General features: G+C 64.1%; 11 protein-coding genes. 8 read left to right on the plus strand and 3 right to left on the minus strand.

Translation table 11 applies throughout. The features are described from left to right. Positions 1 to 8 precede the first annotated feature (8 nt). The 3 genes from AC5WEY_RS19925 (at position 9) to AC5WEY_RS19935 (ending at position 4,556) form a co-directional block, all read left to right on the plus strand. Positions 9 to 716: a hypothetical protein gene (locus AC5WEY_RS19925; RefSeq protein ID WP_495647211.1), complete on the plus strand. Its 708-nt coding sequence runs from the start codon at positions 9 to 11 to the stop codon at positions 714 to 716. A gap of 74 nt (positions 717 to 790) precedes the next feature. After that, positions 791 to 1,765, plus strand: a complete 975-nt coding sequence (locus tag AC5WEY_RS19930) for a hypothetical protein (RefSeq protein ID WP_495647212.1) — start codon at positions 791 to 793, stop codon at positions 1,763 to 1,765. Positions 1,766 to 1,979: 214 nt separating this feature from the next. After that, entirely contained in the window at positions 1,980 to 4,556 is a 2,577-nt protein-coding gene (locus tag AC5WEY_RS19935) for an aminotransferase class III-fold pyridoxal phosphate-dependent enzyme (protein WP_495647213.1), read from the plus strand. Here the strand turns inward: AC5WEY_RS19935 and AC5WEY_RS19940 are convergent. Next, positions 4,550 to 6,721 (minus strand): MMPL family transporter, encoded by a 2,172-nt coding sequence (locus tag AC5WEY_RS19940; protein ID WP_495647214.1) that lies wholly within the window; start codon positions 6,719 to 6,721, stop codon positions 4,550 to 4,552. The two genes, AC5WEY_RS19935 and AC5WEY_RS19940, sit on opposite strands and share 7 nt — an antisense overlap. A 656-nt stretch (positions 6,722 to 7,377) precedes the next feature. Here AC5WEY_RS19940 and rpoB point away from each other — a divergent pair. The 3 genes from rpoB (at position 7,378) to AC5WEY_RS19955 (ending at position 15,508) form a co-directional block, all read left to right on the plus strand. Next, positions 7,378 to 10,884 carry a DNA-directed RNA polymerase subunit beta gene (gene rpoB / locus AC5WEY_RS19945; RefSeq protein ID WP_032399433.1) on the plus strand — a complete coding sequence of 1,169 codons (3,507 nt, stop codon included), beginning with the start codon at positions 7,378 to 7,380 and terminating at the stop codon, positions 10,882 to 10,884. A gap of 95 nt (positions 10,885 to 10,979) precedes the next feature. Continuing rightward, the gene (locus AC5WEY_RS19950; protein WP_283314423.1) at positions 10,980 to 14,936 is read left to right on the plus strand and encodes a DNA-directed RNA polymerase subunit beta'; all 3,957 of its coding nucleotides are present in this window, start codon (positions 10,980 to 10,982) and stop codon (positions 14,934 to 14,936) included. 182 nt (positions 14,937 to 15,118) lie between these two features. After that, entirely contained in the window at positions 15,119 to 15,508 is a 390-nt protein-coding gene (locus AC5WEY_RS19955; RefSeq protein WP_495647215.1) for a VOC family protein, read from the plus strand. Between the two features lie 12 nt (positions 15,509 to 15,520). Here AC5WEY_RS19955 and AC5WEY_RS19960 read toward each other — a convergent pair whose 3' ends face one another. Next, positions 15,521 to 15,883, minus strand: a complete 363-nt coding sequence (locus AC5WEY_RS19960; RefSeq protein WP_495647216.1) for a nuclear transport factor 2 family protein — start codon at positions 15,881 to 15,883, stop codon at positions 15,521 to 15,523. 75 nt (positions 15,884 to 15,958) lie between these two features. On the opposite strand from AC5WEY_RS19960, the gene AC5WEY_RS19965 reads away from it, so the two are divergent. Continuing rightward, positions 15,959 to 16,450 (plus strand): MarR family winged helix-turn-helix transcriptional regulator, encoded by a 492-nt coding sequence (locus AC5WEY_RS19965; protein WP_495647217.1) that lies wholly within the window; start codon positions 15,959 to 15,961, stop codon positions 16,448 to 16,450. 30 nt (positions 16,451 to 16,480) lie between these two features. Here the strand turns inward: AC5WEY_RS19965 and AC5WEY_RS19970 are convergent, their stop codons facing one another. Next, the gene (locus AC5WEY_RS19970; RefSeq protein ID WP_495647218.1) at positions 16,481 to 16,903 is read right to left on the minus strand and encodes a VOC family protein; all 423 of its coding nucleotides are present in this window, start codon (positions 16,901 to 16,903) and stop codon (positions 16,481 to 16,483) included. Positions 16,904 to 17,023: 120 nt separating this feature from the next. Here AC5WEY_RS19970 and AC5WEY_RS19975 point away from each other — a divergent pair, with 120 nt between their 5' ends. After that, positions 17,024 to 18,637 (plus strand): alkaline phosphatase D family protein, encoded by a 1,614-nt coding sequence (locus AC5WEY_RS19975; protein WP_495647219.1) that lies wholly within the window; start codon positions 17,024 to 17,026, stop codon positions 18,635 to 18,637. Positions 18,638 to 18,641 lie beyond the last annotated feature (4 nt).

An 18,641-nucleotide genomic window follows, 5' to 3' on the forward strand; every position in this document is an offset into this window, starting at 1 on the left:
GTGAAATTGTGAACTCGAGCACCGAAGCCCTGGAGTCCCCAGCGACTCCAGGGCAGAACAAGACAGCGAAAATTCTTCTTGCCGTCGTCACGGTGATCGCCGTGGCCGCTCTCGCGGCGGCAGTGTTCTTCGGTTACGGCTGGGGCACGGCCCTGTTCAGCCAGAAGCCGACGGAAGATACTCGCGACTCTGCCCTCACCGGTGCCCAGCAAGCGGCCGTCAACTTGAACACGGTCGACGCCGCAAACATCGATCAGTCGTTCGACAACATGAAGTCCTCCATCACCGGCGACTTGATGCTCAACGACCTCGAGCAGACACGGTCGGGCATCACCGATCAGGTCCGTCAGTCCGGTGCCAAGAGTGAGGCCGAGGTGTTGCACGCCGCGGTGACCGAGCTCAGTACCGACGAGAACACCGCCGAGGCTCTCGTAGTCATCAAGACGACTACGACGTGGCCCGACCGCGTCGAGCAGAGCAAGCTCACGATGCGACTGGCCATGGAAGAAGTCGACGGGGTGTGGAAGACCAACAAGGTCGACCCCATCGGTTCGCGCATCTCGCTGGACAACCCGAACACCAATCCCGTCATCCCGACCGAACCGGGTGGCGCTACCGACCCGAATGCCGTCGACCCGAACGCCGCCGATCCGAATGCGGCCGACCCCAGTGCGGAAGCGACGCCGGCCCCACAGCCGGATTCCGGTGGCAACTGACGTTCCCCGCGCAGTGTCATGTTCGTCTGTAGTGCAGTGCGGTTCAGTGCAGTGAGTTTCGAAGGAGTTCTGTAGTGCCTCCCCAGCGTCGCAAGATCGTCCCACCCACCACCACCAGCAAGGTGCGCCGCAAGGTGGCCGGCACCGGTAAGCCCACAGCCTCCGATGCGGATTCGACCACCGCGGAGGGTTCGGGCGTGGCCGAGACGACCGCGATCACAACGCCGGCCTCGAGCGCGCCTCCAACCGACAAGACTGCGGTCGACAAGACTGCGGCCGATGAAACGGTTGCGGACAAGCCTGCGGCCGACAAGTCCGTGGCCGGCAACACTGCGGCCGACAACACTGCGGCCGACAACTCCGTGACTTCGAAGCCGTCACTGGCCAAAGCTGCCACCAAGCCCAAGACCACCAAGCCCGATACCGCCGAGCCCGACGCCAACGAGAAGACCGCCACCAAGCCTGTCTCCGCGACGGCAGGGGCTTCGGACGCGAATCCGGCAGCCGATTCGGCTGTCACCTCTCGCGAGGCGTCCACCTCGCGCGAGAAGTCGAAGTCGGGAATCGGTTACAAGCACGTGATCGTCGTCGCGATCATCGCTGTGGTGCTCGGTGCCTTTGCCGCCGTTGCGGCGTTCAAGCCGTTCGCCACCATCGACAATGCTGCCTGGGTGGATTCTGCAGCCACCCAGGAAGTCACCTCGGCGGCCACCGACGCGCTTCAGACCCTGTACACGTACAAGGCCGATACGATCGACGCCGATTTCGATGCGGCCCGTGCGGTGCTCAATCAGTCGATGCTCGATGAGTTCAATTCCACTGCGGACACCACCAAATCCGCTGTGGTGCAAACGAAGACGGGAACCGAAGCCATGGTTACCGACATCGGCGTCTCGCGTCTGGAGGACGACAAGGCCGAGTTGATCGCCAACGTCAACATCAGTGCCACTCAGGACGGTGTGGCATCGGGTAGTGCCGAGGGCCCGTTGACGGTCAACATGGAAAAGGTCGACGGCACCTGGAAGCTGTCGGCCATCGACGATCAGTAGTACCGGCACCCGTTCGCCGCACAAGCCCCGTTCGACGCAGATCTCCTGCTCGGACGGGGCTTTTTCGTGCGTCGGCCGCTGATCTGTCGTTAGCGAAGGACCGGATTACCATCGCGATTGCGTCCTGGCTTGGGACGAGCCCTGGTTGTTCGGGACAACCATTTCGACGCTCGACAGCCAGGGGTGGATCCGATGAAAACGGAGCATGCTGGTCATGACTGACACAACTATCGATCTCTCCATGCTGGAATCGAGGTCCGGTCGATCGGGCTTCGCCGAGAACGTCAATCCCGAACTGTACCGATTGTTGTCATCCCTGAATCTCGATCGCGAGTACGTGCGCGGCGACGGAACCGTCTTGTTCGACGCCGCGGGCCGACGCTATCTCGATTTCGCCGGCGCGTATGGGGCACTCCCGTTCGGTCACGGGCCCACACCGATCTGGCAGGCGATCAACGATGTTCGATGCAGTGGAGAGGCAATTTTCGTACAGCCCTCGGTGCTGACGGCGGCAGGTGAACTGGCAGATCGGTTGGGACGCATCGCTCCCGACGGGTTGACGCGAACGACGTTCGTCAACAGCGGCGCCGAGGCCACCGAGGTTGCGCTCAAGCTCGCGCATGCGCATACCGGGCGATCGGGAGTGTTGACCACCGGCAACAGTTTCCACGGCAAGACGCTCGGTGCGCTGTCGGCGACCGGAAACATCAAGTATCAGAGTGGATTCGGGGCACCGGTGGCCGGGTTCGATCACATCGCCTTCGGTGACGCGGATGCTCTGGATGCGGCCCTCACGTCGGCACCGGATCACTATGCGGTGTTCCTTGTGGAACCGATTCAGGGTGAGGGCGGAGTGGTGTGTCCGCCCGACGGCTATCTGCGGCGGGTGCGGGATGTCTGTGATCGGCACGGGGTGTTGCTCGCGTTCGACGAGGTGCAGACTGGTCTCGGCCGGACCGGACGGATGTTCGCGGCGGACCACGAGGGGGTGGTACCCGACATTCTGACCGTGGCGAAGGCGCTCGGTGGCGGCATCGTGCCGGTGGGTGCGGTGTTGTGCAAACCGGAGTTGGTGGACGAGAGCTTCGCGCTGCGCCACACGTCGACGTTCGCGGGCAATGCGCTGGCGGCTCGGGTGGGCATTGCAGTCATCGACGAGCTGACCCGGGACGACTGTGCGGTGGTGACGAATGCGGCCGTGCTCGGTCGGCAGTTGACGAAGGATCTCGGTGCGTTGGCCGAGAAGTATCCGTCCGTGGTCACCGACGTTCGCGGCCGCGGCTTGTTGCTCGGAATCGAGCTGACTGCGGACGTGAACTTCGTAGGGCGTCAGTCGCTGCTGGGTTCTATTGCCCAGCAACACAATCTGACTGCGGTGATCTGCTCGTACCTGCTCAACGTCGAAGGGATCCGAGTTGCTCCGACCCTGTTCGGGACCAGAGTGATTCGGATCGAGCCACCGCTGACGGTGTCCGCGGCGCAGTGCGCGCGTGTGGTGGCTGCGTTGGATCGGGCGCTGGGATACGCGGCGGTAGGGGACTTGGACGGATTGTTCGGGCACCTGTTGGGTCGGCCGACCGTCGCCACCCCGCCCTCACTCACCGCGCTGCGTCCGGGACGCGTCCCCGATATCGCTGTACGCCGAACGGATCGCCGGTTCGCGTTCATCGCGCACCCTCTGGATCTGGGGTTCTTCGCCGCCTTCGATCCGGCGCTCGACGTGTTCGATCATTCCGAACGACAGGATCTGCTACGCCGGTTCGCGGCATCGACGTCCGAGCTCGACCCCGCCTCGTTCGTCATCGGCAGCGGCCGGGTCGTCGGGGGAGGGGATGCGACGGCACACGGTGACCTGATCGGACTGCCCTACACCTCGGAGCAGTTGCTGCATCTGCCGACCGAACAGGCGCTGCGGGTGGTGGGCGGTGCCGTCGAACTCGCGATCTCGCGCGGTGCGACGGTGATCGGATTGGGCGGCTATTCGTCGGTGATCACCGGGAACGGGTTGGGTCTCGGTGCCACGTCTCGGCCGATCACCACCGGCAACACGTTCACCGCTGCAGCGAGTCTGCGGGCTGTTCGACGCGTGTGCCGTGAACGCGGAATCGACGTCGGTCGTGCCAGGGTGACGATTCTCGGTGCTGCCGGGGCGATCGGGCGGACGATCGGCAAGCAGTTGGCGGGCGAGGTCGGCAGTATCGCTCTGGTGGGTCGACGCGGTGAGAGCTCGGTCATCGCGCCGAAGTTGTGGGCGGCCGCCCAGGAGATGGTGGCCAGCGCGACGAGCGGATCCGGCTCGGGGGATCTCGCCGGTGCTGCGCTCGAGGTCAATGGCGACCTGGACGATCTGATCAGGTCCCGGCATATCGAGTTCTTCACTGATCCCGTTGCTGCGGTGCATGATTCGCTGATCGTCATTGCCGCCACGTCGGCACCGCACGCACTGATCGATCCGACCGATCTGATGGAGGGTGCCATCGTCTGCGATGTTGCGCAGCCGCCGAACATCGGCCGCGATGTGCGCGGTGAGCGGCCGGACGTGACGGTGTTCGACGGCGGCATCGTGAGGGTGCCGTCGGGTTCGGATTTCGGGTTGACCTACGGGTTGGCTCCGGGACTGACCTATGCCTGCATGGCCGAGACGATGCTGATCGCATTGTCGGGTGAGTTCGACCTCCGCAGCATCGGCACGAGTCTCGACGGAGACAGCGTCGAACGATTGGGCGAGCTGGCCGACGTTCACGGGTTCGCTCTCGCCGAGGCCACTCGATGGCGCGAAGGTAGTCAGTAGTCGGCGGGGGCCGGGGTTCCCGGGAGTTCGGGAACCCCGGCCCCGTCCCGCCCAGTCCCAGTCGGTCGTGTCGGGGTGGGATGCAGCCACCAGTTCGCGTTTCCCATCAGCGCGACGAGGGCGGGCACGAGCATCATCCGCACGATGGTGGCGTCGATGACGAGACCGACGATGATGCCGATACCCACCAGTCGCATCATCGATAGTTCGGACAACGAGAAGAACGCGGTGACGGTGATGAGCAGCAGCGCTGCGGCCGTCACGATGCGTCCGGTGTGAGCGGCCCCGAGGCGGACTGCCTCTCTGGTGCCGGCTCCGTTGTCGTGGGCCTCCACGATGCGTGAAAGCAGAAAGATCTCGTAGTCGGTGGACAGGCCGAACACCACCGCCATGACGAGGATGCTCATCGTGGACTGTAGAGGGCCGGCAGTGACGCCGATCGGCCCGGCACCGTAGCCGTCGTGAAAGATCCAGGTGAGCACACCGAAAGTGGCCGCCAGGCTGACCATCGCCATGGCAATTGCCTTGAGGCTGAGCACGATCGAACGAAAGGCCAGTGTCGTCATCGTGAATGTGGCCAGCACCATGATGGCCAGCATCCAGGGAATGGTGGAGTAGATCGCGTCGATGCCGTCCTCGCTCTGCGCGGTGCTGCCGCCTACGCCGAGCGTCGTCCCGGCAGGAGCGGGGATCGATCGAATCGCATCCAGTGTCGCGAGTGCAGCGGGGGTGCGATCGGCCGAGTTCATGATGGCATCGACCACGGTCAGATTGTCGGTGCTGCCACTGGGAAACGCGGCCGTGACTCCGTCCACGCGGCCGACTGCAGCGGTGACTTCGGAGACCGCGGCAGGGCTCGGCGGTTCGTCGGTGACCGATTCGACGACGACGGTGACGCTGCTGTTGGCGAGGGTGAATTCGGTGATCAGCTTCTGCGTGGCGATCCGGGCGGGTGAGTCCGCCGGCAGACCCGTGTGGTCGAGGTCGCCCAGAGCTACTCCGGAGATGGGTGCGCTGAGGACGGCCAGCACGCCGATGATGGCAACGGCCACGAGGACGGGCCTGCGCATCACGCGGTCTGCGACTTTGCCCCAGAACCTCTGCGCCCGTGCCTCGCCGCGGTCGATCGCACCAGTGCGCCAGCTCAGCGAATCGATGCGGGGGCCGAGGAGGGCGAGTGCGGCGGGCAACGCGGTCAGCGAGATCACGGCGGCGACGGCCACCGCTGCCATGCCGCCGATGCCCAGTGAGCGAATCATTGCCTGCGGGAAGATGAGCATGCCGATGAATGCACAGATCAGCAGCAGTGCCGAGAACGCCACGGTTCGGCCGGCGGTGGACATCGTGCGGCGTACCGCATCCACCGTTCCGTGCCCGTTGCGCAGCTCCTCGCGAAACCGCGTGATCACGAACAGGCTGTAGTCGACGGCCATTCCGAGTCCGACGAGGGATGCAATGTTGGTCGCGAACACCGACACCTCGGAGACGCTGTTCACCGCTCGCAGCACGGCCAGGGAGGCCAGCACGCTCAGTCCGCCGATCACCAGCGGAGTTCCTGCGGCGACGAGTCCGCCGAACACGATCAGGAGCAGGACCAGCAGAATCGGGAAGGTGATGATCTCGGCTCGCACGAGATCTGCCCGCGCTTGCTCGTTGTACGCGTCGAAGACGGCCGAGAATCCACCGAGCTGCACGTCCGCGCCATCGATCGTCAACTTCTCACGCAGGTCCTGGTAGGACTTGACGCGCCGATCCTCGTCGCCGGTCAGAGTCAGCACCGCGAGGGCAGAATTGCCGTCCGACGATCGAAGTCCGGGAGCAAAGGCGTCGGGCACCGTCCAGTAGGTGACGGGGTCGCGGGCCAGTACACCCGCGTCGATTCCGGCCAGGCTTGCCGCCACCGCGTCCCTGATCCCGTCGACCGTCCGCCCGTCCGTCGGGGTGTAGATCACCGCGACGTCCGGAACGTCGCGACCGAACCGGGATTCGACGAGTGCGTCGATTTTCGCCGACTCGCTCCCGGGATCGCTGTAGCCACCGAGGCTGAGTTCGTCGACGACGCCCAGGCCCCAGGTTCCGGCGAGCAGGACGGTTGCCACCACGGCAGCGAGGACCCAGCGCGCACGGGCGATGACGAACTCGACGACGGGCGAACCCCTGCTCACGCGAGGCTGCCGAGGGCTCGACACCTGCATGCAGCGCCGATTTTTACCACCGTGACCATGTTGTCCCCCCGCGAGACGTGATGTGAGTGCTCCGTGAATCTGCCTGTGGCACAGAGGAAGATCTGTCACACAGCACGTCCGATGACAGAACGACGCCGCCCCCGGTTGCGACAGAAGAAATACAATCAGAAGCGGCGGCCGATTGCCATAGCGGCAGCGGATTCCCGCGGACCTCTTGACGAAGGAAGGCGCAGGGGTCACTCTTGTCGTGAAGGAGCACCCCCGTGGTGACCGACCGTTGCCGGTCGTCAGCCACAGTCTTCTGTCACCGTTGCTGTTCGTTCGGGCCTCGGCGAGGAAGGCCGACACGCTGCTGCCGACTCGGCGCGCGAACGGACCTCGGGTGCTACTTTTGATGCCCCCGTTGCGCTGTGCGCACATTTGGGGTACCTTTGGACGTTGCGCTGGCTGCCTCCTGTCCACCTCTCGATCGCTGTTACCCGAAAGCACGTTTTCGGGCCGCTGTGATGGGGATTCGGTCTGGTTGCGACCAGCCGAAATTCGCCCCACATATAGCAAACAGATACAGCGGCGGTCGCCATGTCGTGTCAGCTGACAGGTCCTGTCAGTCGACGGAACGGCGCGACCCGCGTGAGGTGCTGGAAGGACGCATCTTGGCAGTCTCTAGCCAGACCAAGGCAGTTGTCGGAACACCGGGAGCCCCGAGGAGGGTTTCGTTCGCGAACATTCGCGAGCCGTTGGAGGTACCCGGTCTCCTCGATGTACAGACGGATTCGTTCGAATGGCTGGTAGGTGCGCAGAGTTGGCGCGACCGTGCCGCCGCCCGCGGAGACAGTGGTGTCTCCGGCGGACTCGAGGACATCCTGACCGAGCTCTCCCCGATCGAGGACTTCTCGGGCTCGATGTCGCTTTCCTTCTCCGACCCACGATTCGACGAGGTCAAGGCCTCGACCGATGAGTGCAAGGACAAGGACATGACGTACGCAGCTCCGCTGTTCGTCACCGCCGAGTTCATCAACAACAACACCGGCGAGATCAAGAGCCAGACGGTCTTCATGGGTGATTTCCCGATGATGACCGACAAGGGCACCTTCATCATCAACGGCACCGAGCGTGTCGTCGTCTCGCAGCTGGTGCGTTCTCCGGGCGTCTACTTCGATCATTCGATCGACAAGACCACCGAGAAGGACCTGCACAGCGTCAAGGTCATTCCCGGCCGTGGTGCTTGGCTCGAGTTCGACGTCGACAAGCGCGACACCGTCGGTGTCCGCATCGACCGCAAGCGTCGCCAGCCCGTCACGGTGCTGCTGAAGGCTCTCGGCTGGTCCACCGAGCAGATCACGGAGCGTTTCGGCTTCTCCGAGATCCTCATGGCCACGCTGGAGAAGGACAACACCGCCGGTACCGACGAGGCTCTCCTCGACATCTACCGCAAGCTGCGTCCGGGCGAGCCGCCGACCAAGGAGTCGGCGCAGACCCTGCTGGAGAACCTGTTCTTCAAGGACAAGCGCTACGACCTCGCTCGCGTGGGTCGCTACAAGATCAACAAGAAGCTCGGCCTCAACTCGGGCCAGCCCATCGTGGCGTCGACCCTCACCGAGGAAGACATCGTTGCGACCATCGAGTACCTGGTGCGTCTGCACGCAGGTGAGACCTCGATGACCGCACCCGAGGGCGTCGAGGTTCCCGTCGAGGTCGACGACATCGACCACTTCGGCAACCGTCGTCTGCGTACCGTCGGTGAGCTCATCCAGAACCAGATCCGCGTGGGCCTGTCCCGCATGGAGCGCGTCGTGCGCGAACGTATGACGACTCAGGACGTCGAGGCGATCACGCCGCAGACCCTGATCAACATTCGTCCCGTCGTCGCTGCGATCAAGGAGTTCTTCGGAACCTCCCAGCTCTCGCAGTTCATGGACCAGAACAACCCGCTGTCGGGTCTGACGCACAAGCGTCGCCTGTCGGCACTGGGACCCGGCGGTCTCTCTCGTGAGCGCGCCGGCCTCGAGGTCCGCGACGTGCACCCCTCGCACTACGGCCGCATGTGCCCCATCGAGACCCCGGAAGGCCCGAACATCGGCCTGATCGGATCGCTGTCGGTGTACGCACGCGTCAACCCGTTCGGCTTCATCGAGACCCCGTACCGCAAGGTCGTCGACGGCAAGGTGACCGACGATGTCGATTACCTGACCGCCGACGAGGAAGATCGCCACACGCTCGCGCAGGCGAACTCTCCGGTCGACGATTCGGGTCACTTCATCGAGGACAAGATCCTCGTCCGTCGTAAGGGTGGAGAGGTCGAGTTCGTCTCGTCCGACGACATCGACTACATGGACGTCTCGCCTCGCCAGATGGTGTCCGTCGCCACCGCGATGATTCCGTTCCTCGAGCACGACGATGCAAACCGTGCCCTGATGGGTGCGAACATGCAGCGTCAGGCTGTCCCGCTGGTTCGCAGCGAGGCTCCGATCGTCGGTACCGGTATGGAGTTGCGTGCCGCTGTCGACGCCGGTGACGTCGTCATCACCGAGAAGACCGGTGTCGTCGAAGAGGTCTCCGCCGACTACGTCACGGTCATGGCCGACGACGGATCACGCAAGACCTACCGGATGCGTAAGTTCGCGCGTTCCAACCAGGGCACGTGCGCCAACCAGCGTCCGATCGTGGACGAGGGACAGCGCGTCGAGTCCGGCCAGGTCCTCGCCGACGGCCCCTGCACCGAGAACGGTGAGATGGCACTCGGCAAGAACCTGCTGCTGGCGATCATGCCGTGGGAGGGCCACAACTACGAGGACGCGATCATCCTGTCGCAGCGCCTCGTGGAAGAGGACGTTCTCACCTCGATTCACATCGAGGAGCACGAGATCGACGCTCGCGACACCAAGCTCGGTGCCGAAGAGATCACTCGCGACATCCCGAACGTCTCCGACGAGGTCCTCGCAGACCTCGACGAGCGCGGCATCATCCGTATCGGTGCCGAGGTTCGTGACGGCGACGTGCTGGTCGGAAAGGTCACGCCGAAGGGCGAGACCGAGCTGACCCCCGAGGAGCGCCTGCTGCGCGCCATCTTCGGTGAGAAGGCTCGCGAAGTTCGCGACACCTCGCTCAAGGTTCCGCACGGCGAGAACGGAAAGGTCATCGGCATCCGCGTCTTCTCGCGCGACGACGACGACGATCTGCCTCCCGGCGTCAACGAGCTGGTCCGCGTCTACGTGGCTCAGAAGCGCAAGATCCAGGACGGCGACAAGCTCGCCGGCCGTCACGGCAACAAGGGCGTCATCGGCAAGATCCTCCCGCAGGAGGACATGCCGTTCCTGCCCGACGGCACCCCGATCGACATCATCCTCAACACCCACGGTGTTCCGCGTCGTATGAACATCGGTCAGGTCCTCGAAACCCACCTGGGTTGGATCGGCAAGACCGGTTGGAACGTGCAGATCGCCGCGGACGGCACGAAGCCCGATTGGGCCGAGCGTCTGCCCGAGGAGATGTTGGCGGCTCCGGCCGACAGCAACATCGCCACCCCGGTGTTCGACGGTGCCAAGGAGAATCAGCTCGCCGGCCTGCTGGAGAGCACGATTCCCAACCGCGACGGCGAGCAGATGGTCGGCTCCGACGGAAAGGCCACGTTGTTCGACGGCCGCTCCGGCGAACCGTTCCCGTACCCGGTGTCGGTGGGCTACATGTACATCATCAAGCTGCACCACTTGGTCGACGACAAGATCCACGCTCGTTCGACCGGGCCGTACTCGATGATCACGCAGCAGCCCCTCGGTGGTAAGGCCCAGTTCGGTGGACAGCGCTTCGGTGAGATGGAGTGCTGGGCGATGCAGGCCTACGGCGCCGCGTACACGCTGCAGGAGCTTCTCACCATCAAGTCGGACGACGTTGTCGGCCGCGTGAAGGTGTACGAGGCGATCGTCAAGGGCGAGAACATTCCCGAGCCCGGTATCCCCGAGTCCTTCAAGGTGCTCCTCAAGGAGCTCCAGTCGCTGTGCCTCAACGTGGAGGTGCTGTCCTCGGACGGCGCTGCCATCACGATGGCCGACGGTGACGACGAAGACCTCGAGCGTGCCGCAGCCAACCTGGGAATCAACCTCTCCCGCAACGAAGCTGCAACGGTCGACGACCTAGCTCAGTAGTTCAGTGGTCTCCGGGCCTGCGTCACTGCAGGCCCGGAGGCGTTCTTCTCATTTGCTCTTCCAGCACAACACCCATAACGGGGAAAGGAAGTTACGTGCTCGACGTCAACTTCTTCGATGAACTCCGCATTGGCCTTGCCACTGCAGACGACATCCGTCAGTGGTCCTACGGCGAGGTCAAGAAGCCGGAGACCATCAACTACCGCACGCTCAAGCCCGAGAAGGACGGCCTCTTCTGCGAGAAGATCTTCGGCCCCACTCGGGACTGGGAGTGCTACTGCGGCAAGTACAAGCGCGTCCGCTTCAAGGGCATCATCTGTGAGCGCTGTGGCGTCGAGGTCACTCGCGCCAAGGTGCGTCGTGAGCGCATGGGCCACATCGAACTGGCCGCTCCGGTCACGCACATCTGGTACTTCAAGGGTGTGCCGTCGCGTCTGGGCTACCTGCTCGACCTGGCTCCGAAGGATCTCGAGAAGATCATCTACTTCGCTGCCTACGTCATCACCACGGTCGACGACGAGCTCCGTCACAACGAGCTCTCGACGCTCGAGGCCGAGATGGAGGTCGAGAAGAAGGCCGTCGCAGATCAGCGCGACGCCGATCTCGAGGCTCGTGCGCAGAAGCTCGAAGCCGACATCGCCGAGCTCGAAGCCGAGGGTGCCAAGTCCGACGTGCGTCGCAAGGTCAAGGACGGCGGCGAGCGCGAGATGCGTCAGCTCCGTGACCGCGCGCAGCGTGAGCTCGATCGTCTCGAAGAGATCTGGACGACGTTCACCAAGCTTGCTCCCAAGCAGCTCATCGTCGACGAGCTCATCTACCGCGAGCTCATCGACCGGTACGGCGAGTACTTCACCGGTGCCATGGGTGCCGAGTCGATCCAGAAGCTCATGCAGACCTTCGACATCGATGCCGAGGCGGAGTCTCTTCGCGAGACCATCCGCAGTGGCAAGGGTCAGAAGAAGCTGCGCGCGCTCAAGCGTCTGAAGGTCGTCGCCGCATTCCAGGCCGGCCGTAACTCGCCGATGGGCATGGTCCTGGACGCTGTCCCGGTCATCCCACCGGAGCTTCGTCCGATGGTGCAGCTCGACGGTGGCCGTTTCGCGACGTCCGACCTCAACGATCTGTACCGCCGCGTCATCAACCGCAACAACCGCCTCAAGCGTCTGATCGACCTCGGTGCTCCCGAGATCATCGTCAACAACGAGAAGCGGATGCTGCAGGAGTCGGTCGACGCCCTGTTCGACAACGGCCGTCGTGGACGTCCGGTCACCGGACCGGGTAACCGTCCGCTGAAGTCGCTCTCCGACTTGCTCAAGGGCAAGCAGGGTCGATTCCGTCAGAACCTCCTCGGCAAGCGCGTCGACTACTCGGGCCGTTCGGTCATCGTCGTCGGCCCGCAGCTCAAGCTGCACCAGTGTGGTCTGCCGAAGCTGATGGCTCTCGAGCTGTTCAAGCCGTTCGTGATGAAGCGTCTGGTGGATCTGAACCACGCGCAGAACATCAAGTCGGCCAAGCGCATGGTCGAGCGTCAGCGTCCGCAGGTGTGGGATGTTCTCGAAGAGGTCATCGCCGAGCACCCCGTGCTGCTGAACCGTGCACCCACCCTGCACCGGTTGGGCATCCAGGCGTTCGAGCCGCAGCTCGTCGAGGGCAAGGCCATCCAGCTGCACCCGCTCGTGTGTGAGGCGTTCAACGCCGACTTCGACGGTGACCAGATGGCTGTCCACCTCCCGCTGTCCGCCGAGGCTCAGGCCGAGGCACGCGTGCTGATGCTGTCGTCGAACAACATCCTCTCGCCGGCATCGGGCCGTCCGCTCGCCATGCCGCGTCTGGACATGGTGACGGGTCTCTACCACCTGACGCGTCTGGACGCCGGTGCTGTCGGCGAGCGCGTCGACGCATCGACCGATCAGGCCGAGTTCGGGGCGTACTCCTCCCCGGCCGAGGCTCAGATGGCCGTCGATCGTGGATCGCTCACGGTGCAGTCGCAGATTCGGGTTCGTCTCACCACGCAGCGCCCGCCGCGTGACATCGAGAACGAGCTGTTCCCCGAGGGCTGGAACCGCGGCGAGGCATGGACCGCGGAGACCACTCTGGGACGTGTGCTCTTCAACGAGCTGCTTCCGGCGGACTACCCGTTCGTCAACGAGCAGATGCCGAAGAAGCGTCAGTCGACCATCATCAACGATCTCGCCGAGCGTTACCCGATGATCGTCGTCGCTCAGACCGTCGACAAGCTCAAGGACGCAGGCTTCTACTGGGCCACGCGTTCGGGTGTCACCATCTCGATCTCCGACGTCCTCGTGCCGCCGGAGAAGCCGCAGATCATGGAGACCTTCGAGGCTCAGGCCGATCAGATCGAGAAGAAGTACCAGCGTGGCGCACTCGACAAGGTCGAGCGCAACTCCGCACTGGTCAAGATCTGGCAGGACGCTACCGAGCAGGTCGGTAAGGCCATGGAGGCCCACTTCCCCGACGACAACCCGATCCCGATGATCGTGAAGTCCGGCGCAGCCGGAAACATGACTCAGGTTCGCTCGCTCGCCGGCATGAAGGGCTTGGTGACGAACCCGAAGGGTGAGTTCATCCCGCGTCCGATCAAGTCTTCCTTCAAGGAAGGCCTGACGGTCCTCGAGTACTTCATCAACACGCACGGTGCTCGTAAGGGTCTGGCCGACACGGCGCTTCGTACCGCCGACTCGGGCTACCTGACGCGTCGTCTGGTCGACGTCTCGCAGGATGTCATCGTTCGGGAAACCGACTGTGGCACCGAGCGCGGCATCGTCACGACGATCGCCGAGAAGACCGCCGACGGCAAGATGATCCGCGACGCTCACGTCGAGACCAGCACGTACGCCCGCACGTTGGCGAACGACGCTGTCGACGAGAACGGCACGGTCATCGTCGCTCGTGGACACGATCTCGGTGACCCGGCCATCGACGCGCTGCTCGCTGCGGGCATCACGTCGGTCAAGGTTCGCTCGGTGCTCACCTGCACCACCGGCACGGGCGTCTGCGCCACCTGCTACGGCCGTTCGATGGCCACCGGCAAGCTGGTCGACATCGGTGAGGCCGTCGGTATCGTTGCCGCACAGTCCATCGGTGAGCCCGGAACCCAGCTGACCATGCGTACCTTCCACCAGGGTGGTGTCGCCGGAGATGACATCACCGGTGGTCTGCCTCGCGTGCAGGAGCTGTTCGAGGCACGTGTGCCGAAGGGCAAGGCTCCGATCGCGGACGTGTCGGGACGCATCCAGCTCGAGGACGGCGATCGTTTCTACAAGATCACCATCGTCCCGGACGACGGCGGCGAAGAGGTTGTCTACGACAAGCTCTCCAAGCGTCAGCGTCTGCGCGTCTTCAAGCACGACGACGGCACCGAGCGCCTCCTGGCGGACGGTGACCACGTCGAGGTCGGCCAGCAGCTCATGGAAGGTGCTGCCGATCCGCACGAGGTGCTGCGCGTGATGGGTCCCCGTCAGGTGCAGATCCACCTCGTCAACGAGGTCCAGGAGGTGTACCGGTCGCAGGGTGTGTCCATCCACGACAAGCACATCGAGACGATCGTTCGTCAGATGCTCCGTCGCGTGACGATCATCGACAGCGGCTCCACCGAATTCCTGCCCGGTTCACTCACCGAGCGCAGCGAATTCGAGTCGAGCAACCGTCGCGTCGTCTCCGAGGGTGGCGAGCCCGCAGCCGGACGTCCGGTCCTGATGGGTATCACCAAGGCGTCGCTGGCCACCGACTCGTGGCTGTCGGCAGCGTCCTTCCAGGAGACCACTCGTGTGCTCACCGATGCGGCGATCAACTGCCGTAGCGACAAGCTCATAGGTCTCAAGGAGAACGTCATCATCGGTAAGCTCATCCCGGCTGGTACCGGTATCAACCGGTACCGGAACATCACGGTGCAGCCGACCGAAGAGGCGCGTGCCGCGGCATACGCGGTGCCGTCGTACGACGATCAGTACTACAGCCCGGACGGCTTCGGCCAGGGAACCGGTGCTGCAGTGCCGCTCGACGACTACGGTTTCTCCAACGAATACCGCTAGAGCGACTTCGTCGCACGTGCATAGAAATTCGTAGCCCGCTACGAATTTCCGTTCACGACGACAGAGCCCGCAGACAAAGCCCCGCATCGACTTCGGTCGGTGCGGGGCTTTGTTGTGATCAGTGCTTTTTTGTATCTGGATGCGAGCGGTGAGTTTTCCGCGTGACGCTAGTCGGTACCGACATGAGCAACCCAACATCCAGCACCATCGTGAATATCGGCGTAGCCATGTTCACCGTCACCGATCAGGACGCAGCCCTCGACTTCTACTCCCGCACGCTCGGGTTCGAGATTCGCGGCGATCTGCGGTTCGGCCCCGAAAAGGAGTACCGCTGGTTGGAGGTGGCACCTCCCGGTTCGACGGCGCGGCTCGCCCTGAACCCGCCGATGGGAGGCACACCCGGTGGCGGCTCCATCGGCGTCGAGACGGCCGATGTCGCGGCCGAGCATGCGCGGCTCAGCGCTCTCGGCGGTGTCGATCTGGACGACTTCATGGAAGAGGTGGACGGCGTCCCGCCGATGTTCGCGCTACGGGATCCCGACGGCAATTCGGTGTGGGTCGTGCAAGCCTGACGGGTCGACGGGCTACTTCTGGTCGACGAACGTGTACAGCTCGGCGATGAGGCCGTCCTTGACCACGGCGAAGTCCTGCCCGGTGACGACGGCCGGGGCGTCGGGCGGTGAGAGAGCCCAGGAGATGCGAGCAACGTCGCCCAACACAGCGGGCTCGACGGTGACGGCGAAGGACAGGCCGTCGGAGTCCGCGAGGAGTGCGGTGATCGCATCGATGACGGCGTCGCGTCCGGTCGCGGTGTTCTCGGCGTCGTAGAACACCGCGTCCGGGTGGTACATGGCCTCGATGAGTTCGCGTCGTCGTTCGACCTCGGTGGCGTTGAAGACCTCGACGACGTTGCGACGTACCAACTCGGCGTGAGAGATGCGATCCATTGGTGTGCCCCTAAGGTTGGTTGTCGGGGCTACCCGTCTTGCACCCCGGAGCAATAGTCGCAGAAAGAACATGACATGTCACGTAATGAGTCGACGGCCGACTCTCCTTGGCTGACGCCTTCGCAGGAATCGGCGTGGCGTGCTTACATGGGGCTCTCGCTGCAGATGACGTTCGAGATGAACCGACAGTTGACCGAGGACCATGGTCTATCCCTGGCCGACTACTCGGTGCTGGTCGCGCTGGCGGACAGTCCCGACGGGCGTCGCCGGGTGACCGACCTGGCAGCCGAGATCGGCTGGGAGCGCAGCCGGGCCTCTCACCACCTCGCCCGAATGTCCGCACGAGGGCTCACCGATCGAACGGTCTCGCCCACCGACGCGCGGGCCACGGACGCAGTCCTCACCGACGCGGGTCGGGCAGCTCTGGACGCGGCTGCAGCGGGTCACGTCGATGTGGTGCGTCGATTGTTCTTCGACGGGCTGGCACCCGAGGATGTCGCCACTCTGGAGTCGCTTCTCACCCGGCTGCGTGACCATGTGCGAGCCAACGGAACTCTGCCGCAGTAACCGATCTCCCCATCGTCCGAAGGCTGTTTGTCACCCCTGGTGACAGACAGCCTCGAGGTCGATGCCGTTGAGGTCCCGCACGAAAGATCCGTAGTACGTCGCGTGGTACTCCGGCTGGAGTCCCGGTGCCCGGAGTTCGATAGCTCCTGCCGACAGTGCTGCGGTGTGGAAGGCGTCGACTGTGGCGCGGTCCGGGGCACTGAAGGCGAGATGCGTATGCGGGCCGATGGCCGAACCCGGTGCGTCGACGATCCAAAAGAAGGGCTTCACCTCCGCCCAACCGAAGGCGATCATGGCGAGCTGGTGTGCCTCGGGGGTGTGCGGTACCCGCATGATCTCGGTGATCCCTAGCGGTGCGAGTGCAGCGCCGTAGAACTCGGCGCTGGCGGCGAGATCGGCAACGCCGATGTTGAGGTGGTCGATTTGAGAGCCGGTGCGGTCTGGGTTCGTCATGGGGCCAGTCTCATCGACATCGAGGACGTATTCGGTCCTGAATCGAATGGATCCGTCGTGTTCACCTTGCCGTCGAATCGATGACGGGCGCAGTTTGCCGGGGCGCGAGAGTCTCGACCAATGGTGAGACGGGGTAAAGACATTCGGATCGGGCAGGACATTTCCTTGCGGGCGGCGGCCACGCGCCGACAGTTTCTGACATGGAGTGCGTTGGTCGGGGCGATCGCCTTCACTCCTGAACTCGCGGGAACCACGGCGCACGCACAGTCCGTCGTGACCCCCGACTACCCCTTCCGCCTCGGCGTGGCTTCGGGTGATCCGTTGCCCGATTCGGTGGTGCTGTGGACCAGGCTCGCCACCGATCCTTTTGCGCCGCTGGGCGGGATGACTCCTGGCGTCGTGCCGGTGCAGTGGCAGATCGCAGCCGACGACAAGTTCGGCCGCATCGTCGCGCAAGGAATCGAGCTCGCCACCGAGTTCGATGGTTGGTCCATTCATGTCGACGTCCGGGGCCTCGAGCCGGCACGAGAGTACTTCTATCGCTTTCTCGTCGGCCCACACGCCAGCCCGGTCGGCCGTACCAAAACGGCACCGGCACTGGGCCAGCAGCTGAGCAAGCTCGACTTCGCTTGGGCGTCGTGCCAGAAGTGGGAGGACGGGTTCTTCGGCGCGTACCAAGACTTGGCCGCGTCCAATCTCGATGTGGTGTTCTTCTTGGGCGACTACATCTACGAATATGCGATCAAGGACGAGGGTGCCCGAAAGGGTGAGCCGCGAACCGAGTCGGCGGCCCGAGAAACCATGGTGCTCAGCGACTATCGCGATCGATACGCGATGTACAAGGCAGACCAGAACCTGGCTGCCGCGCATGCGTCGGCACCGTTCGTCTCGACGTTCGACGACCACGAGGTGGACAACAACTGGGCGTCACAGATCAGCCAGGACAACGACGATCCGACGCAGTTCCTGCTGCGCAGAGCCGATGCCTTCAAGGCGTGGTGGGAGAACACTCCGGTGCGCGCGAATCTGAAGCCCGCGGGCCCGGACATGAAGGTCTATCGCCGGTTCTCGTTCGGCGATCTGGTGGATTTCTCGGTACTGGACACTCGGCAGTACCGCAGCGATCAGGCGCACGGCGACGGCGAGCACGCGCAGGACGCCGAGACGGCCGATCCGTCGCGCACCATAACCGGTGCGGCGCAGGAACAGTGGATTCTCGATGGTTTCGCATCACCGTCGAGGTGGAACTTCCTGGCGCACCAGACGGTCATCGCAGATCTCGCTCGGGGGCAGGGTAACGACCGCAAGGTCGGCATGGATCCGTGGAGCGGGTACGAGGCCTCGCGGCATCGAATCCTGGACGGTGCCCGGGATCGCGGCACGAAGAACGTGGCGTCGATCGTCGGAGACATTCACCGCACGATCGTCTCGGAGTTGCGCCGCGATTACCAGGATCAGGTGTCGCCCATCCAGGGTGTGGAGATCGCAACCACGTCCATCGCGTCGGGCAAGGACGGTGCCGATGTCGATTCCGCGGGAGCTGCCATCGCGGACGGTTCGCCGCATGTGAAGTACGGCAATGCCCGGCGCGGCTACTTGCGGAGCACGCTGACGACCACCGAATGGCGTTCGGAGGTAAGGGTTCTCGATCGTGTGTCCACCCCGGGCGCGTCGGTGCGAACCGCAGCAACGGTCACCGTCCCCGAAGGCCGACCCGAAATCCAGCTGAGCTAGCGCC

Source organism: Rhodococcoides sp. S146-33, assembly GCF_059489205.1.

Coding starts and splice junctions, on each gene's coding strand:
- AC5WEY_RS19960 (WP_495647216.1), bottom strand. CDS start 15,883: ATGGATCGCATCTCTCACGCCGAGTTGGTACGTCGCAACGTCGTCGAG.
- AC5WEY_RS19935 (WP_495647213.1), top strand. CDS start 1,980: ATGACTGACACAACTATCGATCTCTCCATGCTGGAATCGAGGTCCGGT.
- AC5WEY_RS19975 (WP_495647219.1), top strand. CDS start 17,024: ATGGTGAGACGGGGTAAAGACATTCGGATCGGGCAGGACATTTCCTTG.
- AC5WEY_RS19965 (WP_495647217.1), top strand. CDS start 15,959: ATGTCACGTAATGAGTCGACGGCCGACTCTCCTTGGCTGACGCCTTCG.
- AC5WEY_RS19955 (WP_495647215.1), top strand. CDS start 15,119: ATGAGCAACCCAACATCCAGCACCATCGTGAATATCGGCGTAGCCATG.
- AC5WEY_RS19970 (WP_495647218.1), bottom strand. CDS start 16,903: ATGACGAACCCAGACCGCACCGGCTCTCAAATCGACCACCTCAACATC.